We start from the raw sequence: 26495 nt of genomic DNA on the forward strand, positions 1-26495 counted from the left end.
ACGTGACGCGTTTCGCTCTTCCCCTGCTAGCCGGCCTGCTCGCCGGCACCGCGCTGGCCGGTCCGGCGTTCGCCGCCAAGAATCTGGTGGTCGGCATCCCCGACAACATCACCACGCTGGACCCGGCCGACATCAACGACACCCTGTCGCAGTCGGCCAGCCGCACGATGATGCAGGGCCTGTTCGGCTTCGACAAGGAGATGAAGCTGGTCCCGCTGCTGGCGGAAAGCTTCACGGTCAACGACACGGCCACCGAATACACCTATCGCCTGCGCAAGGGCGTCACCTTCCATGACGGCTCGCCCTTCAACGCCCAGGCGGTGAAGACCAACTTCGACCGCTTGTCCAACCCGGCCAACCGGCTGAAGCGCCAGAGCCTGCTGGCGATGCTGGGCGAGACGGTGGTGGTCGACGACTACACCATCACGCTGAAGCTGTCGCAGCCCTTCGGCGCGCTGAACAACAACCTCGCCCACCCCGGCGCCATGATCCACAGCCCGAAGGCGCTGGAGACCTTCGGCAAGGAGATCGGCCGCCACCCCGTCGGCACCGGCCCCTACAAGTTCGTCAGCTGGGAAGCGGACACCCTCAAGGTCGAGAAGAACGCCAACTACTGGAAGCCCGGCCTGCCGAAGGTCGACAGCGTGACGCTGAAGAGCGTGCCGGAGAACGGCAGCCGCATCGCCATGCTGCAGACCAACGAGGCGCAGTTCATCTATCCGCTGCCGCCTGAAATGGTGAAGATGGTGGAAGCCAACCAGGCGCTGGAGATCATCGACGCCCCGTCGATCATCGCCCGCTATGTGGCGATGAACACCATGAAGAAGCCGTTCAACGACCCGCGCGTCCGTCAGGCGCTGAACTACGCCGTCGACAAGAACGCCTACGCGAAGGTGGTCTATCGCGGCCATGCCGGCCCGCTGGATTCGCCGATCCCGTCCAAGCTGGGCTTCCACGTTTCGCAGCCGAACCAGTACACCTACGACCTCGCCAAGGCGAAGGCGCTGCTGGCCGAGGCCGGCTATCCGAACGGCTTCGAGGCCGAGATGATCGGCCGCAACAGCACCAACTTCATCCGCGGCATGCAGTTCGTGCAGCAGCAGCTGGCCCAGGTCGGCGTCAAGCTGACCGTCACCCCGCTCGAAGCCGGTGTCGAGGCCTCCCGCGTCTGGAGCGTCGAGAAGCCGGAGGATGCCACGGTGCAGATGCAGTACAGCGGCTGGTCGGCTTCGACCGGCGACGCTGACTGGGGCCTGCGTCCGCTGCTGTGGGGCAAGGGCTTCCCGCCGAAGTTCTTCAACGTGGCGTATTATAAGAACGACACGGTCGACGCTGCCATCGAAACCGGCATCGGCACCGCCGACACCGCCAAGCGCGCCGAAGCCTACCGCGTCGCCCAGGAACAGATCTGGAAGGACGCACCCTGGATCTTCCTCGGTGTCGAGAACCTGCTGGCCGGCAAGTCGAAGAAGCTGACCGGCTTCTACTATGTCGCAGACGGCGGCCTGCAGATGGAAGAGGCCGATCTGCAGTGATGTGAAGTGTGGGGGTGCGTTATTGCCCCCACCCTGACCCTCCCCCGCTGGGCGGGGGAGGGGACTAAGTGCTTATGCGGGAGAGTGGCGGCAGTCCCTCCCCCGCCCAGCGGGGGAGGTTAGGTGGGGGTATAAACTCCCCAAGCATCCCCCGCGTCTCCAGGCCCTCCACCAGGACCTCCGTCCCATGCTGAAATATCTCGTCGGCCGTGTCGCCGGCATCCTGCCGGTTCTGCTGGTGATTTCCGTCTTCGTCTTCGGCTTCGTCCATCTGCTGCCGGGCGATCCGGCGCGTCTGGTCGCCGGTCCGGATGCGACCCAGCGCGACGTCGAGTTGGTGCGCCAGGATCTCGGCCTCGACCAGCCGCTGTGGGTGCAGTATGGCCGCTTCCTCGGCAATGCGGTGCAGGGCGAGTTCGGGCGGTCGATGAAGTCCAAGCGGCCGGTGTCGCAGGAGATCGGCGAACGATTCATGCCCACGCTCTACCTCACCGTCGTGGCCATGGCGTGGGCGACGCTGGCAGGATTGCTGATCGGCGTGGCGTCGGCCACCAAGCGCGGGCGCTGGCAGGACCATGCCGGCATGATCGTCGCGGTGTCGGGCATCGCCTTCCCGTCCTTCTGGCTCGGCCTGCTGATGATCGACCTGTTCTCGGTCAAGCTCGGCTGGCTGCCGACCAGCGGCTATGGGACGTGGCAGCATTTCGTCATGCCGTCGCTGACGCTCGGCCTCGGCGTCGCCGCGGTGATGGCGCGCTTCACCCGCTCCGCCTTCATCGAGATCGCGCGCGAGGATTACGTCCGCACCGCGCGGGCCAAGGGTGTGCCGGCGCGGCTGGTGGTGTGGAAGCACACGCTGCGCAACGCGCTGATCCCGATCATCACCATGGTCGGCCTGCAGTTCGGCTTCCTGCTGGGCGGGTCCATCGTGGTGGAGACGGTGTTCTCCTGGCCGGGGCTGGGCCGGCTGCTGGTGGATAGCGTCAATTACCGCGACTACACCGTCATCCAGGCGGAGATCCTGCTGTTCTCGCTGGAGTTCATCATCATCAACCTTCTGGTCGATGTGCTGTACGCCTTCGCCAACCCCGAGATTCGCTACTCATGACCACGACAGACGCAACCGGCGTGGCCGCATCCGCCGCCCACGAAGCCGTCCGCTCGCCGCTGCGCGAGTTCTGGCGCAAGTTCCGGCGCAACCGCACCGCCATGGCCGCCGGCATCTGTCTGCTGGCGCTGGCCTTGGCCGCTGCCGCTGCTCCCTGGATCGCGCCCTTCGACCCGGCGGCCTTCGATTACGACCGCATCCTGGAAGGCCCGTCGGCCGACCATTGGGCCGGCACCGACGCCTATGGCCGCGACATCTTCAGCCGCATCCTGTGGGGTGCCCGCATCTCGCTGTCGGTCGGGCTGCTGTCGGTGTTGCTGGGCGGGGTGGCCGGCGTGGCGCTGGGGCTGATCGCCGGCTTCCGCGGCGGCTGGATCGACAGCCTGATCATGCGCATCTGCGACGTGCTGCTGGCCTTCCCCGGCATCCTGCTGGCCATCGGCATCGTCGCCATCCTGGGGCCGGGCATCGAAAACGTCATCTATGCGGTGGCGATCTTCAGCGTGCCGGTCTTCGCCCGTCTGGTGCGTGGCAGCACGCTGTCGCTGAAGCGCGCGGTCTATGTCGACGCCGCCCGCGCCATCGGTGTGCGCGACCGTCTGCTGATGGTCCGCCATATCCTGCCGGGCACGCTGCCCAGCGTGATCGTCTATGTCTCCATGCGCATCGGCACCTCGATCCTGACGGCGGCCAGCCTCAGCTTCATCGGCCTCGGCGCCCAGCCGCCCAGCCCGGAATGGGGCGCCATGCTCGCCGACGGCCGCAGCTACATCGGCGTCGCCAGCCACGTCACCTTCTATCCCGGCCTCGCCATCTTCCTGACGGTGCTGGCCTTTAACCTGCTCGGCGACGGACTGCGCGATGCCCTCGACCCGAAACTCCGTTGAGCACGGCAAGCGTGCGCGGGCCTTCGGGCTCGCCTGCGGCCGGCTGACGCCGGGGCCGCGCAACGCCATCACCGATGTGCCGGGCGTGCGCGTCGGCCATGTCACGCTGGATGACGGCGCCATCCAGACCGGCGTCACCGCGATCCTGCCCCATGCCGGCAACCTCTACCGCGACAAGCCCGTCGCCGCGGCGGAGGTGCTGAACGGCTTCGGCAAGAGCGTCGGCCTGATGCAGGTGGAGGAGCTGGGCGCGCTGGAAACCCCGATCCTGCTGACCAACACCCTGTCGGTCGGCACCGCATCCACCGCGCTGGTCCGCCACGCCATCGCCGCCAACCCCGACATCGGCCGCACCACCGCCACCGTCAATCCGGTGGTGATGGAGTGCAACGACGGCCCGCTGAACGACATCCAGGCGCTTGCGGTGACTGAGGCGCACGCCGCCGCAGCCCTGGCTGCCGCGTTGTCCGAACCGGATGGGGCAGAGGTCGCGGTCGGCTCCGTCGGCGCCGGGCGCGGCATGTCCTGCTTCGGCTTCAAGGGCGGCATCGGCACCGCCTCGCGTCGCCTCAAGCTGGACGGCAAGCGCCATTACCTGGGCGTGCTGGTGCTGGCGAATTTCGGCCGGCCGGGGGAGCTGCGCCTGCCAGACGGCCGCCGCGTCGCCCCGCCGGCGCAGGACGATGCACCGGAAAAGGGCTCCGTCATCGTCATCGCCGCCACCGACGTGCCGCTCGATCATCGCCAGCTGCGCCGGGTGATCCGCCGCGCCGGGGTCGGGCTGGCGCGGGTGGGATCCTTCTGGGGCCACGGCAGCGGCGACATCGCGCTGGGCTTCACCACCGCCAACCGCATCGACCATGACGAGCGGGCCGACCTCATCCCCCTGCGCATGCTGAACGAACGCCGCATCGACAGCCTGTTCGAGGCGATGGCCGACGCGACGCAGGAAGCCGTGCTCGACGCGCTGGTTGCCGCCACGCCGGTGGTCGGCCGCGACGGCGCCACCCGGCCATGCCTATCCGATACGCTCACCTCCGGGAGCACAGAGTGAAGATCTACATCTCCGCCGATATCGAAGGGGTGGCCGGCGTCGTCTCCCAGCAGCAGGTGACGCCGGGCAACGCTGAATACGAGCGCGCCCGCCGCTTGATGACCGCCGAGGTCAACGCCGCCATCGAAGGCGCGCTGGAAGGTGGTGCGAGCGAAATCCTGGTCAACGACAGCCACGGCCCGATGGTCAACCTGCTGCCGGACGAACTGCATCCGGCCGCCGAGCTGATCCTCGGCCGTCCAAAGCCGATCGGCATGTTCGCCGGGCTGGAGCCGGACGCGGCGGGCGTCATGTGCGTCGGCTTCCACACCTCGGCCCGGCAATACGGCATCCTCGCCCACACCACCAACAGCTTCGCCTTCGGCCGCGTCCGGGTGAACGGGCAGGAGCTGGGGGAGGCTGGCAATTACGGCGCCTATGCCGGAGAGATCGGCGTGCCGGTGATCCTGCTGAGCGGCGACGACCGCTTCGCCGCCGAGATGGAACCGCTGTTCCCGGAGTCCGAGCGCGTGGTGGTCAAGCAGGCGCTCGGCCAGCGCGCCGCCCGGTCCGTGGCGCCCACGGTCGCCCGCGACCGCATCCGCGATGCGGCAAGCCGCGCCGTCCGCCGGGCATCGAGCATCCCGCCCTTCCGCGTCCCGCCGCAAGCCGACGGCGCGCCCTACCGGCTGGAGATCGAGATGAACAGCCCGGCGCTGGCCGATCTGGCGTCGTTGATCCCGGTTTCCGAACGCCTCGACCCCGTCACCGTCCGCCTGCCGGCCGCCAGCATGGCCGCCGCGCTCGGCTGGATCAACACCCTGTCGGCCATGTCGGCCTCCCTGCGCTGAGACCCGCACCCATGACCTTCACCCAACCGCAGCCCTTCGCCCTGGCAATCCATGGCGGCGCCGGCACCATCAAGCGCAGCGCCCTGACGCCCGTGCTGACCGAGGGCTACCATGCCGGCCTGCGCCGGGCGCTCGCCGCCGGGCACGAGGTGCTGGCCGATGGCGGCACCGCGCTCGACGCCGTCACCGCCGCCGTCATGGCTCTGGAGGACGAGCCGCTGTTCAACGCCGGCCGCGGCGCCGTTTTCACCGCCGAGGGCGTGCAGGAGATGGACGCCGCCATCATGGACGGCCGCGACCGCTCCGCCGGTGCGGTCGCCGGTCTGTTCGGCCCGCGCAACCCCATCCTCGCCGCCCGCGCGGTGATGGAGCACAGCGAGCATGTCCTGCTGATCGGCGAAGGCGCGCTCGACCTCTGCCGCCGCCAGGGTCTGCCGATGGAGGAAGCCCCCTATTTCTTCACCCAGCCGCGCTGGGACGCCCTGCAGGCCGAGCTTGAGCGCCGCCGCTCCGGCACCCCCGACGACGGGGATGAGCAGCGCCGCCACGGCACCGTCGGCGCCGTCGCCCGCGACCGCGACGCCAACCTCGCCGCCGCCACCTCGACCGGCGGCATGACCGCCAAGGCCAAGGGCCGGGTCGGCGACAGCCCGGTGATCGGCGCCGGTACCTTCGCCGACAACATCACCTGCGCCGTCTCCGCCACCGGCCATGGCGAGCATTTCATCCGCCGCTGCGCCGCCCACGAGATTGACGCCCGCATGCGCTGGGCCGGCCAGACCCTGGAGCGCGCCGCCGGCGACGTGGTGGACGAGCTGGGCGTGATCGGCGGTTCCGGCGGCCTGATCGCCATCGACCGCGACGGCCGGGTGGCTCTGCCCTTCAACTGTTCCGGCATGTACCGCGGCGCCATCGGTCCGGAGGGGCTGGCGATGACCGCGATCCACCGCGAGGAGTTCCGGATCGGCTGACCCGCGACGGGAAAGTCCCCTCTCCCCATCCAAAATCCCCTCTCCCCCTGAGGAGAGGGTTAGGGTGAGGGGGACGCGCTGCGAGGACCTTCAAGCATCGCGCACTCCCGGCCCCGACCAAAGCCACGCCGTGCATTCCCCTTTCCCCCGCTGGACAGGCGGTAGCCCGCTTGCCACGTTGCTGCTTCTACAGTGCAACGCCCGGAACGGAGGATGACGGCATGCGTGCGATGGTTATTTCGCGGTTCGGCGGTCCCGACGTGTTCGAACTGCAGGACCGGCCGCGTCCGGTCGCGGGGCCGGGCGAGCTGCTGGTCCGGGTGGTGGCGTCGGGCACCAACCCGGTGGACGCCAAGATCCGTCAGGCCGGAAGGTGGGCTGGCATCCCCTTCCCGGCGGTGCTGGGTTACGACGTCTCCGGCGTGGTTGAGGAGGTCGGCCCCGGCGTGACCGGCTTCAAGGCCGGCGACGAGGTGTTCTACACCCCGGAGATCTTCGGCAATCCCAACGGCAGCTATGCCGAATACACCGTCGCCGCCGCGTCCATCGTCGCGCACAAGCCGCCCGGCCTCAGCCATGTTGAGGCGGCGGGCATCCCGCTGGCCGGCGGTACGGCGTGGGAGGCCATCGTCCGCCGTCTGGCGGTGCGGCCGGGCGAGACGGTGCTGATCCATGGTGGGGCCGGCGGCGTCGGCAGCTTCGCCATCCAGTTCGCCAAGGCGGCCGGCGCCCGCGTGCTCGCCACCGCCAGCAAGGCCAACCACGAGGCGATGCGCGACCTCGGCGCCGACGTGACGCTCGACTACCGCGACACCGACGTGGTGGACCAGATCCTGCGCGAGGCGGGCGGGGCGGGGGTGGACGCCGCCTTCGACACCGCCGGCGGCAATGTGCCGATGAGCACGCAGGTGACCCGCCCCTTCGGCCGTATCGCCACCATCCTGCCGCCGACCGGCGACCTGACTGCGCTCTATGTGAAGAACCAGACCCTCTACGGCACCTTCCTGACCCGCGAGGGCGCCCGCCTGCGCGAGATGGCACCGCTGTTCGAACGCGGGCAGGCCAAGGTGATCGTCGACGCCGTCCTGCCGCTGGAGCAGGTCGGCAAGGCGCATGAACGGCTCGATTCCGGCCACGGCCGCGGTAAGATCATCCTGCAAGTGGGTGCCTGACGGTCAGGCGAGGCTCTTGAGGGACGGTCCTTGGATTACATCTGGCTTATCGGGCTGCACGTCGCCGCGGTGACGGTGTGGATCGCGGGGATGTCCGTCGCCGCCATCCTGATCAGCGCCCTGGATTCCACGACCGCCGCCGAGGAGGGACCGGCCCGCATCTTGCGCGCGGCATCGCGGTGGGACCGCCGCGTGACCTCCCCGGCGATGGGGCTCGCCTGGATTCTCGGCCTGACGCTGGTGCTGTTGGGCGGCTGGGGCCTGGAGCCGTGGCTGGTGGCGAAGGTCGCCATCGTCGTCGTCCTATCCGCCCTGCACGGCACGCTCGCCGCCGGACTGCGCCGACTGGCGGAACCGGCTCCCGCATCGGGTGTCCGCCCGGTCTCGCCGCTGCTGCGCTTCTCCCCGCTGCTGGTGATCGCCGGGGTCATCGTCATCGTGACGCTGGTGGTGGTGAAGCCCTATTGAGCCGAAGCCCAAGGGACCGGCCTCCCCCGAGTTCGGTCAGTCATCGGCAGGCAGCAGATGGGGGTTCCAGACAACCTCCCACAGATGCCCGTCCGGATCCCGGAAATAGCCGGCATAGCCGCCATAGAAGGTGTCCTGCGCGGTCTTGACGATATCGGCGCCGGCGCGTTCTGCGGCCTCCATCACCTCGTCCACCTCGCTCTTGCGCGCGACATTGTGCCCGATGGTGACGGCGGTGGAACTGACGGGAGTTTTGGCCAGGCCGGTGTCGTGGCAGATGTCGTCCTGCGCCCAGATCGCCAGCTTCAGCCCGCCGGACAGATCGAAGAAGGCGACCGCGCCATGGTCGAACTCGCGCCCGATGATGCCGTCGCTGGGCAGCCCGAGGCCGTCACGATAGAAGGCAAGCGCCCGGTCGAGGTCGGCGACGCCCAGCGTCAGAACGGAAATTCTCGGTTTCATGTCCATACCCCTGCTATCGGCGCCTGCATCATGCACGCACCCTGATAGTCTTGGGCCGTCGCCGTTGGGCCGTTACCCTGGCAACGGAAGGACCCGCATGGCGGGGGCCGGGCCAACCGTCCCGAGCCTAACCTGTTTCAGACGGTCCAACGCTATCCTCCGGGCCAAGGGCGGTCAAGACCGGCGCCCTTCGACGCCATCGCCGGAGCTATCGCCAGCGTGACATGTATGGTGGTAAAAGCTGAGTGAGCAGCACGCGGCCCCAAGCCGGGGAGTCGGTTTCAGCGCGAAAGGACAAGCCATGGCCGTCGCCAAGACCACGATCTGCCTCTGGTTCGACAAGGACGCCGAGTCCGCCGCCCGCTTCTACGCCGCGACCTTCCCCGACAGCGCGGTGACCGCCGTCCACCGCGCCCCCGCCGACTACCCGTCCGGCAAGGCGGGCGACGTTCTGACGGTCGAGTTTACCGTCGCCGGCCTCCCCTGCCTCGGCCTGAACGGCGGCCCGGCCTTTACCCACAGCGAGGCCTTCTCGTTCCAGATCGCCACCGACGACCAGGAGGAGACCGACCGCTATTGGACCGCCATCGTCGGCAACGGCGGCCAGGAGAGCGCCTGCGGCTGGTGCAAGGACCGCTGGGGGATCTCCTGGCAGATCACGCCCCGCGTGCTGACCGATGCGCTGGCGGCGGGTGGAGAGGAGGCCAAGCGGGCGTTCGAGGCGATGATGGGGATGACGAAGATCGACGTGGCGGCGATTGAGGCGGCTCGGAGGGGGTGAGGGAAATTGGGGGAATGTGGTGGAGGTGTGTCGGCTGGTGACCTGAAGCGGATGTTGGATGCCTCGGTATTGCCAAGTGAGTTCTCATCAGTTCCACTGCGCCGCCTAGCAGAGACCGGCGCGGACCGGGATCGCCGCCAGCAGATCGCGGAACCACCGCTGTGCCGGATGGACGTCATTGCGGCGGTGCCAGGACATAACGAAGGGGATTGACGGCAGTTCCAGCGGGGCTGGCATGATGCACAGCCGCTCCGCATGGCCCGACGCGGCAACCACGCCTTCCATCAATGTTGCGACCATATCCGATTGGGCCACAAGGACCGGAGCGGCGTACAGGTGCGGCAGCGTCAACGCCAGCCGGCGCTTCAAGCCCCGCTTGGCCAACGCCGCATCGACCACCCCATAGTGGTCATTCTCCGGCGATACCAGAAGGTGCGAGTGCTCTAGAAAATTGTCGAGCCGGAGTGGCGGGCGCAGGGTCGGGTGGTCCTTGCGAACGACGCAGACGAAATGCTCCTCGAACAATGGTCGGCTGAGAATCCTGACGGCGGGAGTCGATGGCACGCCCACCGTCAGATCGACTTCCCCCGCGTCCAACATGCCGATGGCGTCGTCCCGCGCAACGAAATTTCGGATGCGCAACGTGATGCCGGGAGCCTGTTCGCGCAACACCTCAAGCAATGTCGGCAGCAGGGCGAAGGTTGGGTGTTCCGACAGGCCAAGGCTGAAGCTGGCTGTCGTGCTTGCCGGCTCGAAGGTCTGTGTGAACTCCAGCGCCCGTTGGATTTCTGCAAGGGCATGGGTGATCGGCTCTGCCAAGTCGAGCGCCAGCGGCGTCGGCTGCAGTCCGCTCGGTCCGCGGACGAACAGTTCGTCTTTCAGCAGCCCGCGCAAACGTGCCAGGGCGGCGCTCATTGCTGGCTGGGTGCGGCCGATGCGCGTCCCGGCCCGCGTTACGCTGCGTTCGGCCATCAGGGCGTCGAACGCGACGAGCAGATTCAGGTCGATGCCATGTAAATCCATGGCATGGATGATGTCACATATCTAAGATCGATTTCAAACATGAAGTGGCGTCGGGTAACGTCCTCTCATCGCATTGCAGAAAGGAGAAGTTACGATGTCACCGACGACCGACATGCTGGACGAAACCGGCCTCACACCGGCGGAACGGGGTGCAATCGAGACGCTCTACCGCGCCTTCAACGAAGGAAACCCCGACCTTCTCGATGAGGCCGTGACCGTGGATTGGCAGGACATCCCACTCAATCCTGGCCAGCAGCCGGGGCGCGAGGGGATGAAGCCGCTGATCCGCTCAATCCGTGCAGCATTCCCGGATACGAACATCGAGATCCTGGAGATCATCGGCGCACCCGGCCGCGCCGCCGTGCGCGCCGAGATCACCGGAACGCACAGCGGCGACTGGTTCGGGATCGCTCCGACCGGCAGGTCCTTTCGGATTGCGATCCATGAATTTCACCGGATCTCCAACGGCAAACTGACCCATACATGGCACCTCGAAGACTGGTTCGGCTGGATGAACCAGATCGGAGCCCGTCCTGTCCTGACGCAGGATAATGCTTGATGAAAGCCGTCCGACTGTCCGCTGCTGGTGCAAAACAGTCCCTCACCTGACCCCCACATCATCCCGGATGCACGCCACCGAATGCCCCGGCGCCACCTCGCGCAGCGCCCGGGCTTCCGGCTCCGCACAGGCGGGCAGGGCGAAGGGGCAGCGGGTGCGGAAGACGCAGCCCGACGGCGGGTTCATCGGGCTTGGCACGTCGCCGTCCAGCAGCATGCGGGACTTCGGCGCGTCGGGGTCCGGGTCGGGGGCGGCGGACAGCAGGGCCATGGTGTAGGGGTGGCGCGGGCGCTCGTAGAGGCTGTCGCTCGGCGCGATCTCCATCAGGCGGCCGAGATACATCACCGCCACCCGGTCGCTGATGTAGCGCACCACCGCCAGATCGTGGGCGATGAACAGCACCGCCAGCCCCAGCTCGCGCTGCAGGTCGCCCAGCAGATTCACCACCTGCGCCTGCACCGAGACGTCGAGCGCCGACACCGGCTCGTCCGCGACGATGAAGTCGGGTTCCACCGCCAGCGCGCGGGCGATGCCGATGCGCTGGCGCTGGCCGCCGGAGAACTCGTGCGGGAAACGATCCATGGCGTCGGCGCTCAGGCCGACCTTCTCCAGCAGCGCCGCCACGCGGTCGCGGCGGTCGGCACGGCTACCGATGTTGTGGATCGTCAGAGCCTCGCCGATCACCTCGCGCACGCGCTGGCGCGGGTCGAGGCTGGCATAGGGGTCCTGGAAGACGATCTGCATGCGGCGGCGCTGCGCCCGCATCTCGGCCGTGCCCAGGCCGGTGATCTCCTGCCCGTTGAAGCGGATGGAGCCGCCGGTCGGCTCGATCAGCCGCAGGATGCTGCGCCCGGCTGTGGTTTTGCCCGATCCGGACTCGCCGACCAGCCCCAGCACCTCGCCGCGGTTCAGGTCGAAGGACAGGTCGTCCACCGCCTTCACCCAGCCGACCGGCCGTTGCAGCAGCCCGCCACGCACAGGAAAGCGCTTTTCCAGATTGCGGACGCTCAGCAGGGGCTGTTCGGACACGGTATCGATGCTCATTGCACGTCTCTCCAGCGGCGGCAGCGGGCGGAATGGTCGGGGCCGACAGGCTCCAGAACGGGTTCGGCGGCGGTGCAAGCGGGTTCGGCCAGCGCGCAGCGCGGGGCGAAGGTGCAGCCGGCCGGGCGGTTCAGCGGGCTCGGCACGCTGCCGGGGATGGCGTAGAGCCGGCCGCCGTCGCCGCGGCGCTGTCCCAGGTGCGGCATGCAGGCCAGCAGCCCGCGGGTGTAGGGGTGCCTGGGCGATTTCAGCAGCGAGCGGACATCGCCTTCCTCGACGATGCGGCCGGCATACATCACCACCACCCGGTGCGCCACTTCGGCCACCACGCCCAGATTGTGGGTGATGAAGAGGATCGAGGTGCCGGTTTCCTCCTGAAGCCGCCGCATCAGGTCGAGGATCTGCGCCTGGATGGTCACGTCCAGCGCGGTGGTCGGCTCGTCGGCGATCAGCAGGGTGGGGCGGCAGGCCAGCGCCATGGCGATCATCACGCGCTGGCGCATGCCGCCCGACATCTGGTGCGGATACTCGTCCAGCCGCCGCTCTGCCGCCGGGATGCCGACCTTCTTCAGCATGGCCAGCGCCTCCGCCCGCGCCGCCCGGCGGTCGAGCCCCTGGTGGTAGCGCAGCGCCTCGCCGATCTGGTCGCCGACGGTGTAGACCGGGTTCAGCGAGGTCATCGGTTCCTGGAAGATCATGCCGATCTCGTTGCCGCGGACGCTGCGCATCGCGCGCTCGCTGAGGCGGGCGAGGTCGCGCACCTGCCCGTCGCGGCCGCGGAACAGGATCTCGCCGCCGGCGATGATGCCCGGCGGCGACGGGATCAGCCGCATCGCCGACAGGCTTGTCACCGACTTGCCGCTGCCGGATTCGCCGACGACGGCCAGCGTCTCGTTGCGGCGCACGGCGAAGGACACGCCGTCCACCGCCTTCGACACGCCGGGATCGGCGGTGAAGTGGGTTTGCAGGTTGCGGATGTCGAGCGTGAGGTCAGCGTCCATGGCCGGATCCAGGGTTGGGGTCAGCGAGTGCAGCCGCGCGCCGGCACCGGCCAGTCGCCGACGACCTCGCCGTTGCGGCTGATCGCCATGCGGTCGTGCAGGTTGGTCACCACGCAGACATGGTTGGGCAGGATGCGCACGCGGTCGCCGATCTCCGGCTTCGCCTCGCTGTTGGTAAGGTCGACCACCGCATGCTCCTCGTTGACGCGGACGATCACCGCGTCGGGGTAGTCGAGGATCAGGCCGTAACCTTCCCCCACCGACGGGGCGACGCGGTCGCTCGACAGGGTCTTGCTGCCGCAATCCAGCACGGCGCGGTCGGGGGTGGGGCGGCTGACCACGGTGGCCTGTACTTGCACGGCGCATTCGTCCAGCGTCGCCACCCCGGCGCCGACGGTGGCGCGGTCGTGGTAGATGTAGGTGCCGACGCGCAGCTCGGTCACGCCGGGAAGCTCGTGGGTGTCCCAGCAGCCGGGGGTGCCGCCGACCGACACCGTTTCCACCGCGATGCCGGCGTCGTCCAGCAGGGTGCGGGTCTCGGCGACGAAGGGCACGGTGCGGGGGCCGCGCGGGTAGGTCATCAGGCCGCGGAAGCGGATCAGGCCGTTGCCGGCGGCGCGGCGGGCGAGCGTCAGCACCTCGTCGGGCGTCTGCACGCCGCAACGGCCGTCGCCGCTGTCAAACTCCACCAGGATGCCGATCTCGACGCCGGCTTCGGCCGCGGCGGCCGCCACGGTGTCGAGCGCCACGGCGTTGTCGAGCGCGACCGTCAGCCTGGTCTTGCCGGCGAGGTCTGCCAGCGGCTTCACCTTGGCGGCGCCGACGATGGGGTAGGTCAGCAGGATGTCGGCGCAGCCGGCCTCGGCCATCACCAGCGCCTCGCTGATCTTCTGGCAGGTGATGCCGACGGCGCCCAGTTCGATCTGGCGCAGCGCGAATTGGGGAAGCTTGTGGGTCTTGATGTGCGGGCGCAGCGCCAACCCGTGCCGGTCGCAGTATTCCTGCATCTTGGTCAGGTTATGCTCGACCCGGTCGAGGTCGATGACGGGGACGGGGGTGTCGAGTTCGTCGACGCGCATGGGACCGCTCCGGAACACGAATTCGGGGAAAGGGCCGATCCCTGCCATGAAAGCGGCGGGATCGGCGTTGTACTCAATGTTACGCCGTCGGCAGGACCGCGATGCAGTCGATTTCGACCTGGATGTTGTTCAGTTGGCAGCCGATGGTGGTGCGGGCGGGCGGCTCGGTCGGGAAGAACTCCGAATAGAGCGCGTTGTATTCCTGGAAGCGGCCGAGGTCGCTGAGGTAGCTGTTGACCTTCACCACATGGGCAAGGTCGGTGCCGGCGGCCTTCAGGATGATCTCCAGGTTGCGCAGGGTCTGGCGCACCTCGCCGGCGAAATCCTCGGGCAGCGCGCCGGTCTCCGGATGGTGCGGCCCCTGGCCCGACACATAGACGAAGCCGTTCGCGACGATCGCGTGGCTGTACTGGCCGGCGGGCTTCGCACCCTTTTCGGCGAAGATCGGCTTGCGGTTGGTCATTCGGTCCTCACTGGTATGGAAACTTTGAAAATGTGTCAGGCGCGGGCCAGGGCCTTGCCCGGACGCGCGCCGGTGTGCCCGCCGTCGCGCAGGACGAACTGTCCGGCGACGAGCACGTCGGTGATGCCGTGGGGCGGGCGCGTCGGCTCCTGGAAGGTCGCGCGGTCCGCCACGTCGGCGGTGAACAGGGTCAGGTCGGCCACCATGCCCGGACGGATCAGCCCGCGGTCGGACAGGCCGAAACGCTGGGCCGGGACGGCGGTCATATGGCGCACGGTATCCTCCAGCCCCAGCCCGCCCTCGCCCTTGATCGCGCGGGCGAGATAGCGCGGGAAGCTGCCGAAGGCGCGGGGGTGCGGCTTGCCGGTCTCGCGCGGCAAGCCGTCCGATCCCAGCATGTGCAGGGGGTGCGACAGCGCGGTTTCCAGATCGGCCTCGGCCAGCTGGAACATGACGATGTTGGTGCGGCCTCGGTCGGCGCGGATCAGCCGGACCAGCGTGTCGAAGGGCTGCTCCTTCGCTACCTCGGCGATCTCGGCCAGCGACAGCCCTTCCAACGCGCGCAGGTCGACGGCCGAAACGCCGCCGATGCGGACATTCTCCCAGCCGATCAGGCGGATCTTGGATTCCCAGCCGGTGTCGCCGGGGGCTTCTCCGTCCTCGACCGCCCGGCGCAGCGCCGCCAGCCCGTCGGCATCGGCCATGCGCGCCAGCAGCGCCTCCACCCCGCCCGACAGCGCCGAGGGCGGCAGCAGTTGCAGGATGGTGCTGGACCCGGCCGGGTAGGGATACATGTCGAAGCTGACGTCGGTGCCGCCCTTGCGGGCGATCTCCAGCCGCTCCACCGCCCGCGGCAGGCTGCCCCAATAGGGCTTTCCGGCGGCCTGCAGGTGGGACAGCAGGCCGCTCGCCCCGCCGGCCTTCAGCAAATCGAGGAACTCGTCCACCGAGGCGATCAGCCCGCCCTCGTAGGAGCGGACATGGGCGGTCAGCAGGGCGCCATGCGCGGCCACCACCTCCACCAGCCGCACCAGTTCGGCGCGGTCGGCCCAAGCGCTGGGCGGATAGACGAGGCCGAGCGACAGGCCGTGCGCGCCCTGGCGAAGCTGCTCGGCCAGCAGGGCGGCCATCGCCTCGCGCTCGTCGGCGGTGGCGGCGCGGTTCTGCCAGCCCATGACGGCGAGCCGCAGCGCGGCGTGCCCGACCAGTGAGACGAGGTTGATGGCGGTGCCGCGCCCGTCGAGCGCCGCGCGGTAGCCGGCGAAGTCGGCGAAGGTCTCCTGTTCCGTCACTGTGCCCAGCAGGTTGCCGAAATGCTCGCGCAGGGGGGCGCCGCTTTCCGGGCTCTGCGGGTAGAGGCCGAAGGAGCAGTTGCCGACCACCACGGTGGTGACGCCTTGCGCCACCTTTTCCGGCCGGCCAGGCTGGCGCAGCTGGATCAGGTCGTCATGGCAATGGGCGTCGATGAAGCCGGGGGCGAGGAAGCGGCCCTGCGCCTCCAGCGGTTCGGCGTCCGGCGCGTCCAGCATCGGGCCGATTGCGGCGATGCGACCGCGTTCCACCAGCACGTCGGCCGGGAACCAGGGGGCGCCGGTGCCGTCGATGACGCGGGCGCCCTTGATGAGGAGGGATGCGCTCATCTCACTTCGCCTTCTGGAGCCGGGGGTCGAGCGCATCGCGCAGCCCGTCGCCGACGATCTGCAACGACAGCACGGTCAGGACGATGGCGCAGCCGGGGAACAGGATCAGCCAGTCGGCCTGCTGGAAATACTGCTGGGCACCGGCGATCATGTTGCCCCATGTCGGGGTGGTCGGCGGAACGCCGACGCCGAGGAAGGACAGCGCCGCCTCCGTCAGGATGGCGTAGGCGAAGATGAAGGTCGCCTGCACCAGGATTGGCGAGATAAGGTTGGGCAGGATATGCAGGAAGACGATGCGCGGGGTGGAGGCGCCGAGCGCCGTCGCCGCCTCGATGAAGGGCATCTCGCGCACCACAAGGCAGGCGGCACGCACCACGCGGGCGACCCGCGGCGTGTAGACGATGCCGAGCGCCAGCACGACGTTGTAGAGCGACGGCCCCAGCGCCGCCATGAAGGCGATGGCCAGCAGGATGTCCGGGAAGGCCATCAGCGCGTCGGTCAGCCGCATCAGCACGCCGTCCAGCGGCCGGATATAGCCGGCGGCCAGCCCCAGCAGCGTGCCCATCAGCGTCGCCACCACCACGACCAGAAGCCCAACCAGCAGCGACAGCCGGGCGCCCAGCATCACGCGGGACAGCACGTCGCGGCCATACTCGTCGGTGCCGAACCAGTGGACAGCCGATGGCGCCTTCAGACGGCCGAGGATGTCCATCTTCATCGGGTTGAACGGCGTGATCCACGGCGCCAGCAGCGCCACCGCCAGGATCGCTGCCATGATCAGGAAGGACAGCACCACCAGCCGGCGCCGGAACAGCTGGCGCATCAGCAGGGCGGCCGGCGAGCGGCTGCGGTGAGACTTGGTGTTGGAGGGAAGGGGGACGTTGCCGTGACCGGCGGGGACGCTTGCCATGGAAACCCTCCCTCTCAATAACGGACCCGCGGATCGACCACGGCATAGAGCAGGTCGACCGTCAGGTTGATCAGCACATAGATGGCGGACACCACCAGCAGGGCGCCCTGGATCACCGGATAATCGCGGCGCAGCACGGCAGAAACGATCAGGTTGCCGACGCCGGGCAGGCCGAACACGGTTTCCGTCACGATGGCGCCGGCGATCATCACTGCGGTGGTCAGGCCGATCACCGTCAGGATCGGGATCATCGCGTTGCGCAACGCATGCTTCAGCACCACGACCAGCGGCGGCAACCCCTTGGCCCGCGCCGTGCGGACGTAATCGTTGCTCATCACGTCCAGCATGCTGGTGCGGGTGAAGCGCAGGATCAGCGCCGAGTTCGGAATGCCGAGCGCGATGGCCGGCAGCACCAGATGGCGCATGCGTTCCATCAGGTCGGCTTCGGGCGGACCATAGCCGGCGACCGGGAACCAGGCATGGTCGACCGCCAGATACTTGATCAGCGTCAGCCCGATCCAGAAGCTGGGAATGCTCGCCGCCAGCATGGCCAGCCCGACCGCGGTCTGGTCGATCAGCCCGCCGCGCTTGGCCGCCGACAGGATGCCGATGGGCACACCGATCAGCATGGCGATCCCCACCGACATCATCGTCAAGAGCGCCGTCAGCTCCGACCGTTCGGCCAGCGCCTGTGCCACCGGGCGGTTGAGGAAGATGGACTCGCCAAGGTCGAAGCGGATGATCTGGCCGAGATAGAGCAGGAACTGCGTCAGCAGCGGTTCGTCGAGCCCCAGCCGGCCGCGCAGCGCCGCGATGTCCTCCGGCGTGGCGGAGGACCCCAACATGACGGCGGCGGGATCGCCCGGCACCACGCGGGCGATCACGAAGACCACCATGGCGACGAGCAGCATGACGACCATCATGCCGGCGAACCGGCGGACGATGTAAACGAGCATGGTTGCGGTCCCGGACTGAGGGGAGACATCCAATCGCCCTCTCCCGTCCCGGGAGAGGGAGGGGACCCGCCGAAGGCGGGGAGGGTGAGGGGGAATCCAAGAAGCCGAAAGCGCATGGTTCCTTGCGCCACCCCTCACCCTTCCCACCGCTTCGCGGCGGGCCCCTTCCCTCTCCCGGGGCGGGAGAGGGAGCTTTCAGCCGCCCTCAGCCCTTCAGTTCGGTGTTCCAGAAGAACGGCCAGGGCGTCGGCGTGTAGCCGGTCAGCTTGTCGCTGCTGGCGGCGAGGTTGTAGAACTCGCCGACCTTCACGCTGGGCACCTCGCTGTAGAACAGCGTCTGCAGCGTCACCCATTTCGCCTTGCGGGCCGCCGGGTCCATCTCGCGGTTGAAGGCGGCGAGCGCCTCGCGCTTTGCCGGGCTGTCCCACCAGCCGGGATAGCTGGGGTTCAGCACCGTGATCAGCGACGGTTCCGGCACGAAGGTGTGGTAGGTGAAGAAGGCGTCCCACCCCTTGTCGTCGCCGCGCCGCTGCAGCAGGGTTGCCCAGTCCAGCACCTGCAGGTCGACCTTGAAGCCGGCCATTTCCAACTGGGCCTGCGCCACCATGCTCATCTTGTACAGGAACTCGTACTGCACCGAGGTCATGATGCGGATCGGCTCGCCCTTGTAGCCGGCGGCCTTCAGCAGGTCCGCCGCCTTGCCGGCGGCATGGTCGCTGTAGGGCTTGGCGCTGGCCGCATCGAAATAGGGTGTGCCCTGGGCGTAGATCGATCCTTCCGCCTGGACGAAGGCGGGATCGCCCAAGCCCGCCAGCAGCATGTCGTTCGGCTCCAGAGCCGCCAGCACCGCCTGACGCACCTTCGGGTTCGCCATCACGCCGGTCTTGGTGTTCATGATCATCAGCGGGAAGCCGAAGGGCTTGACGATCACCGGCTTGACGCCGGCGGCGTCCTTGATGCGCGGCAGGGTTTCCGCCGGCAGGCTGTCGGCGAACTGGTACTGGCCGGCCAGCACGCCTGAAACGCGTGTGGCGGCGTTCGGCACGGGGACGAAACGGACCTCGCCGATGACGGCCTTTCGGCTGCCGGCATAGCCGCTGGGCGTGCCGGCGGGAGACGCGTAGCCGTCGTGGCGCACCAGCCGGATATACTGGTCGGGCTTGTGCTCCAGCAGCTTGTAGGGGCCGGTGCCGATCAGCGACTTCAAGGCGCCCGGCCCGTCGATCACCGATTTCGGCACGATGGCGGCGGCGCCGTTGTTCATCGCCAGCAACGCGGTCAGCGGCGCGAAGGGTTCCTTCAGCGCGATGACGACGGCGTCCGCACCCTTGGCGGTGATGCTCTCCACCAGCGGGGCGACGGTCTTGCCGCGCGGCGAGGCCTTGGTCCAATGGTCGAGCGAGGCGACCACGTCGTCGGCCGTGACGGTGCTGCCGTCGTGGAAGGTGACGCCGCTGCGCAGCGGGATGGTGTAGGTCCTGCCGTCCGCCGACACCTGCGGCAGGGCCGACGCCACCAGCGGGGCCAGCTTCCAGTCGCCGTCGAAGGTGAACAGCGTCTCGAACATGTGCTGGGTGATGATGCTGACGAGGTCGGACGTGGTGCCGACCGGGTCCAGCGTCGGCGGCTCGCCGATGGTGGCAACCGTGACGACCGAGGCGCCGCCCTGCTGGGCCTGCGCCGGTGTGGCCCAGCTTCCCAGGATTCCAGAGGAAAGCCCGCCGGCGACCAGCGTCGTGCCGAGGGCGGTGTTGAACAGACGTCGCGTGATCCCTGTCATTTCTGCCTCCCCGACCGTTCGTCCGAAATATCGGACATCGGTCTTGTATTCCAGACAAGCGAACGGTATATCGGACAAACAACGCTGGCAAGCTGAAAATCCGCGTGCTAATCGGTTGTCGGATGACAGGAGCGTGGATCAGATGAAGAGCAACGGCGTGGCGGAGAAGCAGGTGGAAGAGAAGTCGACGGGCCGTGCCCGCGGCATCGACCGCGTCATCGCGCTGATGGAGCATCTGCACAGCCGGCGCGCCCCGACGCGCATCGCCGACATCGCGCGCGACACCGGCACCCCGCGCTCCACCATGTACGAACTGGTCAACACGCTGGTCGAGGCGCGCTGGCTGGAACTGCGCGACGGCGAGGGCACGGTCTATTTCGGGCCGGCGATGCATTACTACGGCAGCGATTACCTCGACAGCGTCGACCTGATCCGCAAGGCGCGGGTGGAGGTCGCCCACATCGCCGAGACAGTGGGGGAGACGGCGCAGTTCTGTACGCTGGAAGGTGACAAGTATCTGGTCGTGCTGAATGAACCCGGCCGGCGCATGTTCCGCATCAGCTCCGAGATCGGCATCAAGGTGCCGATCCCCTGGACGGCGTCCGGCCGGCTGCTGGTCGACCACATGGCCGCCGACGAGATCCTGCGCTTCATTCCGTCCGAAGACTTCATCCTGCCCGATGGCCGCCGCATCGCCGAGGACGAGTTCATCGAGGACATCCGCCGCGCCCGCAACCAGGGCTATGTCCGCACCACCGCGCTGGTCGACCGATTCACCACCTGCCTTGCCGCCCCGGTCCGCGATCCGGCCGGCCGCTGCATCGCCACCATCTGCTTCGTCGTCCCGGCCGACACGACGGAAGAGGCGCAGCAGGCGATGATCGAAACGCTGAAGGCCAGTGCCGAGCGGCTGTCGCCGGGGCGCTGACCGCGGTTGCGCCAATTCGGCGCATCGGCGGTTGCCATTGACACGATCCAACCCACATGTCTTTAATCTGGACAGACAGCAGCCAGTAATAGCGCTGCGAAATCCCCCATAAAGCTCTGTAGAGCGCTGCGAAAGATGCGGAGACCACAAGAAAAACTCCGTATGACGTCTTTCACAGCGCTATGCTGCGATGCGAAATGACGAGTGCAGGGATGTGATGTCTCCGCTTTTGCGGTGGCGTGATTGTGCCAATATCTTCCTCAACAGGCCGCTGCATCGGCCGCCGGAGTTCCAAACCGACATTGAAGGAAGATCATCATGACCTCGTATGAAGCCCAATTCGCCGCCGCCAACGCCGAATATGCCGCCAAGTTCGCCATCGTCCGTTTCGTCATCGGCGCCCTGCTGTTCGCGGCCGTCGCCGGAATCGCCAATGTGAACACGCCCGCCGTCCTGGCCGCCGACGAAGTCCGCGCCGCTGTCGCCCTGGAAATGGTGCGGACCATGCCGGTGACGGTGGCCGACGCCGCCAATTGATATGGCCGGGGGAGCGGGTTTCCTTCAACCGCTCCTCCGTTTCGTGATCTTGCAGGCCAACTCCTGTTTTCCGGAAAGTCCCCGGCGATCCAGGAGGAACCGATGCCCCGCAAGCCTGAAGGCTCCGACGACAGTGACGACCGCAAGTCCGGTCAGGACCAGGTGCCGAAACCTCCCTCCCACGCGGAGGTCGAGGAGATCAGCCGCTCCCAGGACTATCTGACCGACGACTGGACCGGCGAGGGCGGCAAACCGGACGAGGATCGCCAGCCCGGCTGACGCCGCCGCCATTTCCCCACAGCACCCATTCTGCCGATCGGGCTGGAAGCCGGAGCGATCCGAGGGCTTGCCGGCCCGCTCGCATGTGCCCGAACCCGACACCCGAAGCCGACGAAAACCCATTCGGGACTCCGTCGGGTTACATCCGCCGCCCTCAGGCTTAAGCCATCAGAGAGGTGGACGAATCACGGAACTTGCGGTCCGTCCCTCCTGTCGAAGGAAGTCCCCTTCCCCAGACCGGAGAGACCGGGATGCGCCACTCCCTCCTTGCCCTGCTGTTCGCGACCGTCCTGGCTCCCGTCGGCGCAGGCGCCCAGGAAACCGGCGCTGACATCGGTGCTCTCATCAATTCCGGCTTCCAGGCCGACCGGCCGGTCTGCCGGCCCGGTGACGACGGCTGCGCCCGCTTCATCGGCGATTCGAAGGGGACCGTGCCGAAGCGGGGCGGGCCGAAGCAGCCGGTGGTCATCGGCTCCTCGGTCTACATGCTGACCCCCTGGCAGGCGGAGCGCGAGCGCCGCTGCCTGGCGCTGGCCGGCTGGGCCGAGGCGCGGGGCGAGGGCGCCGACGCCATGGCCGCCGTCATGTGGGTGGTCGCCAACCGGGCAGCATCGGCGTCGCAGCCGTCGCTGCCCTGCCGGGTCGTCGTCGCCGCCGGCCAGTTCGAACCCTTCTCCCCACCCCAGGAGGTGGAGCCGGAGAAGCGCCGCAAACTGGTCAAATCGGCGAAATCCCGCGCCAAGCAGGCGGAGCCGCAACAGGTGGCGGAGGATCCCCGCCTCGCCAACCGGGCGGAGGCCCGGCGCATCCTGGCGGAAATCCGCCGTCAGGCGCAGGTGATCCGGGCGGGCGGCATGCCGTCCTGGCCGAAGCCGCGCCTCGCCCCCGACCAGGAGGCGCTGCGCCTTGCCCGCGGCCTTGCCTGGAACCTGAACGACGACGAGATGCCCGATCCCACCGCGCGCGCCTCGCTGTTCTACAGCCCGCCCACCCAGGCGGCGCTCGGGCGCCAGAAGCCGGACTGGGCAAAGGCGCGGCTGCGCACCGCCTCCATCGGCGACCATTCCTTCTACCGCTATCCGCCCGCCCCGGCCGAGCGGACCAGCCCGGCCGAAACCCAGGTGGCCGAGGTCGGCGAATAAGCTGACCAGCTAGTCCCGCCGCTCGCCCAGCCGCATCTGCATCCGTGCCAGTTCCGGGGCGTTGCGCGCCTCCATCTTTTCCAGCACGCGGGCGCGGTGGGTCTCCACCGTGCGGATGCCGATGGAAAGCCGCTGGGCGATCGTCTTGTTGGGCAGGCCCTCGGCGACCATTTCCATCACTTCCAGTTCGCGCGGGCTGAGCAGGGCGAGCCGGCGGCGGATCTCCCCGGCCTCCACGTCGGCGCGGCGGGCGGCGAGGTCGCGCCCGAAGGCTTCCTGCACCCGTTCGATCAGCAGATCCTCGTCGAAGGGCTTCTGCAGGAAATCCACCGCCCCGGCGCGGAACGCGCGGACGGCGGCGGTCACGTCGCCATGGCCGGTGATGATGATGACGGGCAGGGTCAGGCCGCGGCGGACCATCTCCTGCTGCAAATCCAGCCCGTCCATGCCCGGCATGCGGATGTCGAGGATCGCGCATCCGGGCTGGTCGGGCGACGCGGCCTCCAGGAACTCCGCCGCCGAGGCGCAGCAGCGCACCGACAGCCCGGCCAGATCCAGGTGAAGCGCCAGGGCATCGCGCACCGCCTCGTCGTCGTCCACCACGAAGGCGACGGGTTTCTCGGTCGTCATGCAGGCTCTCCTTCCCTGTCCTTCGCATGCACGGGAATGGTGAACTGGAACACGGTTCCGCCTTCTGCGCCGTTCGCAGCGCCACTGCCACCGCGATTGCCACTGCGCGCCGTCAAAGTGCCGCCATGGGACTCGACGATGGTGCGCACGATGGACAGCCCCAACCCCATGCCGGTCGGCTTGGTGGTGACGAAGGGCGCGAACAGGTTGCGCTCCACCACCTCGGCAAGACCGGGTCCGGTGTCGCGCACGCCGATGGAGACGAAACCAGGCTGGGCCGCCGGACAGGCGAAGATCACGATGCGGCGCCGGCCAGTCTGTGCACGGCCCGGCTGTTCCTCCGGCCGGGTGCCGTCGGGCGTCATCGCCTCGGCCGCGTTGCGGACGAGGTTCAGGATCGCCTGCTGCAATTGGACCGCGTCGCCGGCGATGGCCGGCAGGGCGAGTGCGACCTCCGCGGCGATCTCCACCGCATGCCGGCTGGCGAGCGGGCCGGCCAGCGTCAGGCAGTCGGCGATCAGCGTGGCGACCGGCAGCGGCGTCCGGTCGCGGGCACCCTTGCGCACGAAGTCGCGCAGGCTGCGGATGACGCGGTCGGCCCGCTCCGCCTGGGTGACCGTCTTGTCGAGGATCTCGGTCAGGCGGGGGGACGCCTCCTCCAGGCGCGCGATCTTGCGGGCGGCGCGGGCGTAGCCCATCGTCGCCGCCAGCGGCTGGTTCAGCTCATGGGCCAGCGCCGCCGCCATTTCCCCCGCCTCGATCAGGCGGGAGGCGTGGGCAAGGTCGGACTGCCGCGCCCGCAGCCTGTCCTCCACCCGGCGGCGTTCGCTGACCACGGCGCCCAGCAGCAGGATGGTGATGGCGAGCGTCAGCATCAGAAGCTGGAAATGCGCCATGCGCGCGGTATCGACGCCGGCCACCTGGATGGCGGCGATCAGCCCGGTCTGGGTGGCGGCCGAGGCCAGCACCGCCCCGCCCAGCCCGTGCCGCACCGCGACCGCGATGGCCGGCAGGAACAGCAGGTAGAAATGCTCGTACTGCGACGATGCCAGCGGACCGAAATCCAGCCACAGGGTGAAGCCGATCAGCGCGCCCTGGGCCAGAATCTCGGCGGCACCGCCCCATGACCAGCGCAGCGACGGCATGCGCCGTGCCATCAGCACCATCGGGGTCAGGACCGCGATGCCGATGATCTCGCCGGTCCAGAAGCGCAGCAGCACCTCCGGAAAGCGTGCCCAGTCGAACAGCCCGGCCGCCGTGTGGACGGCGATGAAGCCCAGCCCGATGACCAGAACCGCCGCAGCACTGCCGCCGAGCAGCAGGACGATGTCACGCAGGCTGGACAGCCCCGGATCGATGATCTTGCGCAGCACCCCTCCCGCCGCCCCATAGCCCAGGGCGACGATGCCGTTCGCCAGAAGGGCCGTTCCCAGGGCGACCGGGAGATCGCGCACCACGATGTCGGCAGCGGTCAGCCCCAGCCAGACCAGCGGGACCGCGCGCAGGCCCAGCAGCACCGACAGCCCCATCATCAGGCCGGCCGGCGGATTCCACGGCGTGATGTTGATCGACGACACCGCATGGATGAAGCTGATCCAATCCAGGAACATATGGGCGGCCAGATAGGCCGGAATGAACATCCATCGGCGGCGGACAGTCTGTGGCATGGACCGATGGTAACGCCAACCGGCGCCCACTGCATCAGGTGAAATGATCCATCCCGTATTACTACGGAGATTCAGCAAGGTGTCACGCGACCCTTTCATGTCCGTATTTCCCGGCATGGACAGACTGCGGCCGACTTCCGATCATCAAGGGGTCCTTGCAAATGAATCGAAAGTCACGATGGCGAGCCTTCGGCGCATTCTGCTGGCAACCGATCTGGAACCGAAATCGGACCGCGCGTTGGAGCGCGCCGTCCATCTCGCCCGCCGGTTCGATGCGGAGTTGACGGCGCTGCATGTCGTCGACGGCACCGGCGGTCCCTATGGCTGCCTGCCGCTGCACCATGTGGAAGCGGAACTCCAGCGCCATATCCTGGCCGTACCCGGCGGGGCGGACATCCGGTCCCAGGCGGTCGCGGTGCGCGGCGACGCCGTCGAACACCGGGTCGCCGGCTATGCCGGGCTGTGGTTGCCCGACCTTCTGGTGGTGGGACTGCACCAGCGCGACCGGGTGGCGGACCTGTTCCTGGCCTCCACCGTCGAGCGCATCGCGATCGCCGACGGGACGCCGATCCTGATCGTGCGCGACAAGCCGCTCCAGCCCTATCTGCGGGCGCTGGTGCCGGTCGACTTCTCCGAGCGCTCGCGCCCTTCGGTGGACGGCGTGCGGATGCTGATGCGGGAGGGAAGCATCCATCTGCTGCATGTCGTCGATCTGCCGGGGATGGCGGGCCGGTCCAGTTCTCCCCTGGACACGGCGCAGGTTGCGCACGATTTCCGGAAGGTGCTGGGCACCCCGTCCGCAGGATCGGAGCAGGAACCGGCGGTCGAGACGATCCTGCTCACCGGCTCTCCGGGGCGGCGGATCGTCGATCTCGCGCGGGAGGGACGGTACGATCTGGTCGCCCTGGGCTCCGCCCGGCGCAGCGGCGTTTCCCGTGCCCTGCTGGGCAGCACGGCCTCGGAAGTGATCGAGGCGCTGCCCTGTGACGTGCTGATCGGCGGTACGGGTGGCGTTCGGTCCCCAGTGCCCGCCTCGACCTTTGGCCTCAATGGAGAGTCGGATGCCGGAGAACCAGATGGCCATCACTGAGCTTTTTTCCGCGGCGGACGTCATCCTCGACGCCGCTCCCGCCAACAAGCCGGCCCTGCTCGACCGGCTGGCGGCGGAGGCCGCGATCCGCAGCGGCCGGCCGGCGCCGGAAATCCTGGATGCCCTGCTGGCGCGTGAGAAGATCGGCTCCACCGCGCTCGGCAAGGGCGTGGCCCTTCCTCATACGGAGCTTGCCGAACTGGCGGCCCCGGTCGTCCTGTTCGCCCGGCTCCAGCGCGCGGTCGACTTCGACGCGCGCGACGACGAGCCGGTCGATCTCGTCTTCCTCGCCCTGTGGCCGGCATCGAACCGCAAGGGGCTGCTGGCCGCCATGGCCGAGATCTGCGGGGCCCTGCGCGATCCGCAATCGGTGCGCCGGCTGCGCGGTGCGAAGACGCCCGACGACGCGGCCCAGATCGTCCTCCAGGCCGTCGCCCGGGATGAGGAGGATCCGGACCTCGTCAAGGACCCTGACGACGCGCCGCCCGGCCTCTGATCC

Annotated in this window: 28 protein-coding genes; 16 read left to right on the forward strand and 12 right to left on the reverse strand. The window is 68.5% G+C overall.

Features of this window, described 5'->3' with window-relative positions; genetic code table 11:
* The first annotated feature begins 2 nt into the window (after nucleotides 1-2).
* The 8 genes from J2Y49_RS15685 to J2Y49_RS15720 all read left to right on the forward strand — a co-directional run bounded on the left by J2Y49_RS15685 (nucleotide 3) and on the right by J2Y49_RS15720 (nucleotide 8025).
* Complete coding sequence (locus J2Y49_RS15685) at nucleotides 3-1535, forward strand: glutathione ABC transporter substrate-binding protein (RefSeq protein WP_310115795.1); 1533 nt, start codon at nucleotides 3-5, stop codon at nucleotides 1533-1535.
* Between the two features lie 187 nt (nucleotides 1536-1722).
* Nucleotides 1723-2643, forward strand: a complete 921-nt coding sequence (gene gsiC, locus J2Y49_RS15690) for a glutathione ABC transporter permease GsiC (protein WP_310115796.1) — start codon at nucleotides 1723-1725, stop codon at nucleotides 2641-2643.
* Nucleotides 2640-3530, forward strand: coding sequence for an ABC transporter permease subunit (locus J2Y49_RS15695; RefSeq protein ID WP_310115797.1), 891 nt, complete (start codon nucleotides 2640-2642; stop codon nucleotides 3528-3530). The genes gsiC and J2Y49_RS15695 overlap by 4 nt, the downstream gene beginning before the upstream one ends.
* Nucleotides 3505-4584 carry a P1 family peptidase gene (locus tag J2Y49_RS15700; RefSeq protein ID WP_310115798.1) on the forward strand — a complete coding sequence of 360 codons (1080 nt, stop codon included), beginning with the start codon at nucleotides 3505-3507 and terminating at the stop codon, nucleotides 4582-4584. Before J2Y49_RS15695 ends, J2Y49_RS15700 begins: the two co-directional genes overlap by 26 nt.
* Nucleotides 4581-5414, forward strand: a complete 834-nt coding sequence (locus tag J2Y49_RS15705; RefSeq protein WP_310115799.1) for a M55 family metallopeptidase — start codon at nucleotides 4581-4583, stop codon at nucleotides 5412-5414. The genes J2Y49_RS15700 and J2Y49_RS15705 overlap by 4 nt, the downstream gene beginning before the upstream one ends.
* Before the next feature lie 11 nt (nucleotides 5415-5425).
* Nucleotides 5426-6385, forward strand: coding sequence for an isoaspartyl peptidase/L-asparaginase (locus J2Y49_RS15710; RefSeq protein ID WP_310115800.1), 960 nt, complete (start codon nucleotides 5426-5428; stop codon nucleotides 6383-6385).
* A gap of 221 nt (nucleotides 6386-6606) precedes the next feature.
* Complete coding sequence (locus J2Y49_RS15715) at nucleotides 6607-7557, forward strand: zinc-dependent alcohol dehydrogenase family protein (RefSeq protein WP_310115801.1); 951 nt, start codon at nucleotides 6607-6609, stop codon at nucleotides 7555-7557.
* Nucleotides 7558-7587: 30 nt separating this feature from the next.
* Nucleotides 7588-8025 (forward strand): CopD family protein, encoded by a 438-nt coding sequence (locus J2Y49_RS15720; protein ID WP_310115802.1) that lies wholly within the window; start codon nucleotides 7588-7590, stop codon nucleotides 8023-8025.
* A 36-nt stretch (nucleotides 8026-8061) separates the two neighbouring features.
* Here J2Y49_RS15720 and J2Y49_RS15725 read toward each other — a convergent pair whose 3' ends face one another.
* Nucleotides 8062-8487 carry a VOC family protein gene (locus J2Y49_RS15725; protein WP_310115803.1) on the reverse strand — a complete coding sequence of 142 codons (426 nt, stop codon included), beginning with the start codon at nucleotides 8485-8487 and terminating at the stop codon, nucleotides 8062-8064.
* 301 nt (nucleotides 8488-8788) lie between these two features.
* On the opposite strand from J2Y49_RS15725, the gene J2Y49_RS15730 reads away from it, so the two are divergent.
* Nucleotides 8789-9268, forward strand: coding sequence for a VOC family protein (locus tag J2Y49_RS15730; protein ID WP_310115804.1), 480 nt, complete (start codon nucleotides 8789-8791; stop codon nucleotides 9266-9268).
* 105 nt (nucleotides 9269-9373) lie between these two features.
* Here the strand turns inward: J2Y49_RS15730 and J2Y49_RS15735 are convergent, their stop codons facing one another.
* A complete protein-coding gene (locus J2Y49_RS15735; protein ID WP_310115805.1) occupies nucleotides 9374-10291 on the reverse strand; it encodes a LysR family transcriptional regulator in 918 nt (305 codons plus the stop codon).
* A 94-nt stretch (nucleotides 10292-10385) separates the two neighbouring features.
* Between J2Y49_RS15735 and J2Y49_RS15740 the strand changes: the two genes are divergently transcribed.
* Nucleotides 10386-10850, forward strand: a complete 465-nt coding sequence (locus tag J2Y49_RS15740; RefSeq protein WP_310115806.1) for an ester cyclase — start codon at nucleotides 10386-10388, stop codon at nucleotides 10848-10850.
* 42 nt (nucleotides 10851-10892) lie between these two features.
* On the opposite strand, the gene J2Y49_RS15745 is transcribed toward J2Y49_RS15740, so the two are convergent.
* From J2Y49_RS15745 to J2Y49_RS15780, 8 genes are all read right to left on the reverse strand, one after another.
* A complete protein-coding gene (locus tag J2Y49_RS15745) occupies nucleotides 10893-11894 on the reverse strand; it encodes an oligopeptide/dipeptide ABC transporter ATP-binding protein (RefSeq protein WP_310115807.1) in 1002 nt (333 codons plus the stop codon).
* The gene (locus J2Y49_RS15750; protein ID WP_310115808.1) at nucleotides 11891-12895 is read right to left on the reverse strand and encodes an ABC transporter ATP-binding protein; all 1005 of its coding nucleotides are present in this window, start codon (nucleotides 12893-12895) and stop codon (nucleotides 11891-11893) included. The genes J2Y49_RS15745 and J2Y49_RS15750 overlap by 4 nt, the downstream gene beginning before the upstream one ends.
* A 20-nt stretch (nucleotides 12896-12915) precedes the next feature.
* On the reverse strand, nucleotides 12916-13974 hold the full coding sequence (locus J2Y49_RS15755) for an alanine racemase (RefSeq protein WP_310115809.1): 1059 nt from the start codon (nucleotides 13972-13974) through the stop codon (nucleotides 12916-12918).
* Between the two features lie 79 nt (nucleotides 13975-14053).
* Nucleotides 14054-14437, reverse strand: a complete 384-nt coding sequence (locus J2Y49_RS15760) for a RidA family protein (RefSeq protein ID WP_149224340.1) — start codon at nucleotides 14435-14437, stop codon at nucleotides 14054-14056.
* Between the two features lie 35 nt (nucleotides 14438-14472).
* The gene (locus tag J2Y49_RS15765) at nucleotides 14473-16077 is read right to left on the reverse strand and encodes a D-aminoacylase (protein WP_310115810.1); all 1605 of its coding nucleotides are present in this window, start codon (nucleotides 16075-16077) and stop codon (nucleotides 14473-14475) included.
* A 1-nt stretch (nucleotide 16078) separates the two neighbouring features.
* Nucleotides 16079-16987 carry an ABC transporter permease gene (locus tag J2Y49_RS15770; RefSeq protein ID WP_310115811.1) on the reverse strand — a complete coding sequence of 303 codons (909 nt, stop codon included), beginning with the start codon at nucleotides 16985-16987 and terminating at the stop codon, nucleotides 16079-16081.
* A gap of 14 nt (nucleotides 16988-17001) precedes the next feature.
* Nucleotides 17002-17943, reverse strand: a complete 942-nt coding sequence (locus J2Y49_RS15775; RefSeq protein ID WP_310115812.1) for an ABC transporter permease — start codon at nucleotides 17941-17943, stop codon at nucleotides 17002-17004.
* Between the two features lie 205 nt (nucleotides 17944-18148).
* Nucleotides 18149-19723, reverse strand: a complete 1575-nt coding sequence (locus J2Y49_RS15780; RefSeq protein ID WP_310115813.1) for an ABC transporter substrate-binding protein — start codon at nucleotides 19721-19723, stop codon at nucleotides 18149-18151.
* A 142-nt stretch (nucleotides 19724-19865) separates the two neighbouring features.
* Here J2Y49_RS15780 and J2Y49_RS15785 point away from each other — a divergent pair, with 142 nt between their 5' ends.
* From J2Y49_RS15785 to J2Y49_RS15800, 4 genes are all read left to right on the forward strand, one after another.
* Entirely contained in the window at nucleotides 19866-20651 is a 786-nt protein-coding gene (locus J2Y49_RS15785) for an IclR family transcriptional regulator (protein WP_310115814.1), read from the forward strand.
* Between the two features lie 318 nt (nucleotides 20652-20969).
* On the forward strand, nucleotides 20970-21188 hold the full coding sequence (locus J2Y49_RS15790; RefSeq protein WP_310115815.1) for a hypothetical protein: 219 nt from the start codon (nucleotides 20970-20972) through the stop codon (nucleotides 21186-21188).
* A gap of 102 nt (nucleotides 21189-21290) precedes the next feature.
* Nucleotides 21291-21467: a hypothetical protein gene (locus J2Y49_RS15795; RefSeq protein WP_310115816.1), complete on the forward strand. Its 177-nt coding sequence runs from the start codon at nucleotides 21291-21293 to the stop codon at nucleotides 21465-21467.
* 251 nt (nucleotides 21468-21718) lie between these two features.
* Nucleotides 21719-22609, forward strand: coding sequence for a cell wall hydrolase (locus J2Y49_RS15800; RefSeq protein WP_310115817.1), 891 nt, complete (start codon nucleotides 21719-21721; stop codon nucleotides 22607-22609).
* A gap of 9 nt (nucleotides 22610-22618) precedes the next feature.
* Here J2Y49_RS15800 and J2Y49_RS15805 read toward each other — a convergent pair whose 3' ends face one another.
* Both J2Y49_RS15805 and J2Y49_RS15810 read right to left on the reverse strand, forming a co-directional pair.
* Nucleotides 22619-23239, reverse strand: a complete 621-nt coding sequence (locus J2Y49_RS15805; protein ID WP_310115818.1) for a response regulator — start codon at nucleotides 23237-23239, stop codon at nucleotides 22619-22621.
* A complete protein-coding gene (locus J2Y49_RS15810; RefSeq protein WP_310115819.1) occupies nucleotides 23236-24906 on the reverse strand; it encodes an ATP-binding protein in 1671 nt (556 codons plus the stop codon). The genes J2Y49_RS15805 and J2Y49_RS15810 overlap by 4 nt, the downstream gene beginning before the upstream one ends.
* A 178-nt stretch (nucleotides 24907-25084) precedes the next feature.
* Here J2Y49_RS15810 and J2Y49_RS15815 point away from each other — a divergent pair, with 178 nt between their 5' ends.
* A complete protein-coding gene (locus J2Y49_RS15815; protein ID WP_310115820.1) occupies nucleotides 25085-25996 on the forward strand; it encodes a universal stress protein in 912 nt (303 codons plus the stop codon).
* Nucleotides 25983-26492 carry a PTS sugar transporter subunit IIA gene (locus tag J2Y49_RS15820; RefSeq protein ID WP_310115821.1) on the forward strand — a complete coding sequence of 170 codons (510 nt, stop codon included), beginning with the start codon at nucleotides 25983-25985 and terminating at the stop codon, nucleotides 26490-26492. The genes J2Y49_RS15815 and J2Y49_RS15820 overlap by 14 nt, the downstream gene beginning before the upstream one ends.
* Nucleotides 26493-26495: the final 3 nt, after the last annotated feature.

Source organism: Azospirillum sp. BE72 (genome assembly GCF_031455875.1).
GTDB lineage: Bacteria > Pseudomonadota > Alphaproteobacteria > Azospirillales > Azospirillaceae > Azospirillum.

Bases quoted from the DNA above. Each gene is read 5' to 3' on its own strand.
- J2Y49_RS15725 (WP_310115803.1), bottom strand. From the start codon at position 8,487: ATGAAACCGAGAATTTCCGTTCTGACGCTGGGCGTCGCCGACCTCGAC.
- J2Y49_RS15745 (WP_310115807.1), bottom strand. From the start codon at position 11,894: ATGAGCATCGATACCGTGTCCGAACAGCCCCTGCTGAGCGTCCGCAAT.
- J2Y49_RS15820 (WP_310115821.1), top strand. From the start codon at position 25,983: ATGGCCATCACTGAGCTTTTTTCCGCGGCGGACGTCATCCTCGACGCC.
- J2Y49_RS15770 (WP_310115811.1), bottom strand. From the start codon at position 16,987: ATGGCAAGCGTCCCCGCCGGTCACGGCAACGTCCCCCTTCCCTCCAAC.
- J2Y49_RS15730 (WP_310115804.1), top strand. From the start codon at position 8,789: ATGGCCGTCGCCAAGACCACGATCTGCCTCTGGTTCGACAAGGACGCC.
- J2Y49_RS15785 (WP_310115814.1), top strand. From the start codon at position 19,866: ATGAAGAGCAACGGCGTGGCGGAGAAGCAGGTGGAAGAGAAGTCGACG.
- J2Y49_RS15775 (WP_310115812.1), bottom strand. From the start codon at position 17,943: ATGCTCGTTTACATCGTCCGCCGGTTCGCCGGCATGATGGTCGTCATG.
- J2Y49_RS15695 (WP_310115797.1), top strand. From the start codon at position 2,640: ATGACCACGACAGACGCAACCGGCGTGGCCGCATCCGCCGCCCACGAA.
- J2Y49_RS15795 (WP_310115816.1), top strand. From the start codon at position 21,291: ATGCCCCGCAAGCCTGAAGGCTCCGACGACAGTGACGACCGCAAGTCC.
- J2Y49_RS15710 (WP_310115800.1), top strand. From the start codon at position 5,426: ATGACCTTCACCCAACCGCAGCCCTTCGCCCTGGCAATCCATGGCGGC.
- J2Y49_RS15815 (WP_310115820.1), top strand. From the start codon at position 25,085: ATGGCGAGCCTTCGGCGCATTCTGCTGGCAACCGATCTGGAACCGAAA.
- J2Y49_RS15805 (WP_310115818.1), bottom strand. From the start codon at position 23,239: ATGACGACCGAGAAACCCGTCGCCTTCGTGGTGGACGACGACGAGGCG.
- J2Y49_RS15800 (WP_310115817.1), top strand. From the start codon at position 21,719: ATGCGCCACTCCCTCCTTGCCCTGCTGTTCGCGACCGTCCTGGCTCCC.
- J2Y49_RS15740 (WP_310115806.1), top strand. From the start codon at position 10,386: ATGTCACCGACGACCGACATGCTGGACGAAACCGGCCTCACACCGGCG.
- J2Y49_RS15755 (WP_310115809.1), bottom strand. From the start codon at position 13,974: ATGCGCGTCGACGAACTCGACACCCCCGTCCCCGTCATCGACCTCGAC.
- J2Y49_RS15750 (WP_310115808.1), bottom strand. From the start codon at position 12,895: ATGGACGCTGACCTCACGCTCGACATCCGCAACCTGCAAACCCACTTC.
- J2Y49_RS15790 (WP_310115815.1), top strand. From the start codon at position 20,970: ATGACCTCGTATGAAGCCCAATTCGCCGCCGCCAACGCCGAATATGCC.
- J2Y49_RS15760 (WP_149224340.1), bottom strand. From the start codon at position 14,437: ATGACCAACCGCAAGCCGATCTTCGCCGAAAAGGGTGCGAAGCCCGCC.
- J2Y49_RS15700 (WP_310115798.1), top strand. From the start codon at position 3,505: ATGCCCTCGACCCGAAACTCCGTTGAGCACGGCAAGCGTGCGCGGGCC.
- J2Y49_RS15715 (WP_310115801.1), top strand. From the start codon at position 6,607: ATGCGTGCGATGGTTATTTCGCGGTTCGGCGGTCCCGACGTGTTCGAA.
- J2Y49_RS15765 (WP_310115810.1), bottom strand. From the start codon at position 16,077: ATGAGCGCATCCCTCCTCATCAAGGGCGCCCGCGTCATCGACGGCACC.
- gsiC (WP_310115796.1), top strand. From the start codon at position 1,723: ATGCTGAAATATCTCGTCGGCCGTGTCGCCGGCATCCTGCCGGTTCTG.
- J2Y49_RS15735 (WP_310115805.1), bottom strand. From the start codon at position 10,291: ATGGATTTACATGGCATCGACCTGAATCTGCTCGTCGCGTTCGACGCC.
- J2Y49_RS15780 (WP_310115813.1), bottom strand. From the start codon at position 19,723: ATGACAGGGATCACGCGACGTCTGTTCAACACCGCCCTCGGCACGACG.
- J2Y49_RS15810 (WP_310115819.1), bottom strand. From the start codon at position 24,906: ATGCCACAGACTGTCCGCCGCCGATGGATGTTCATTCCGGCCTATCTG.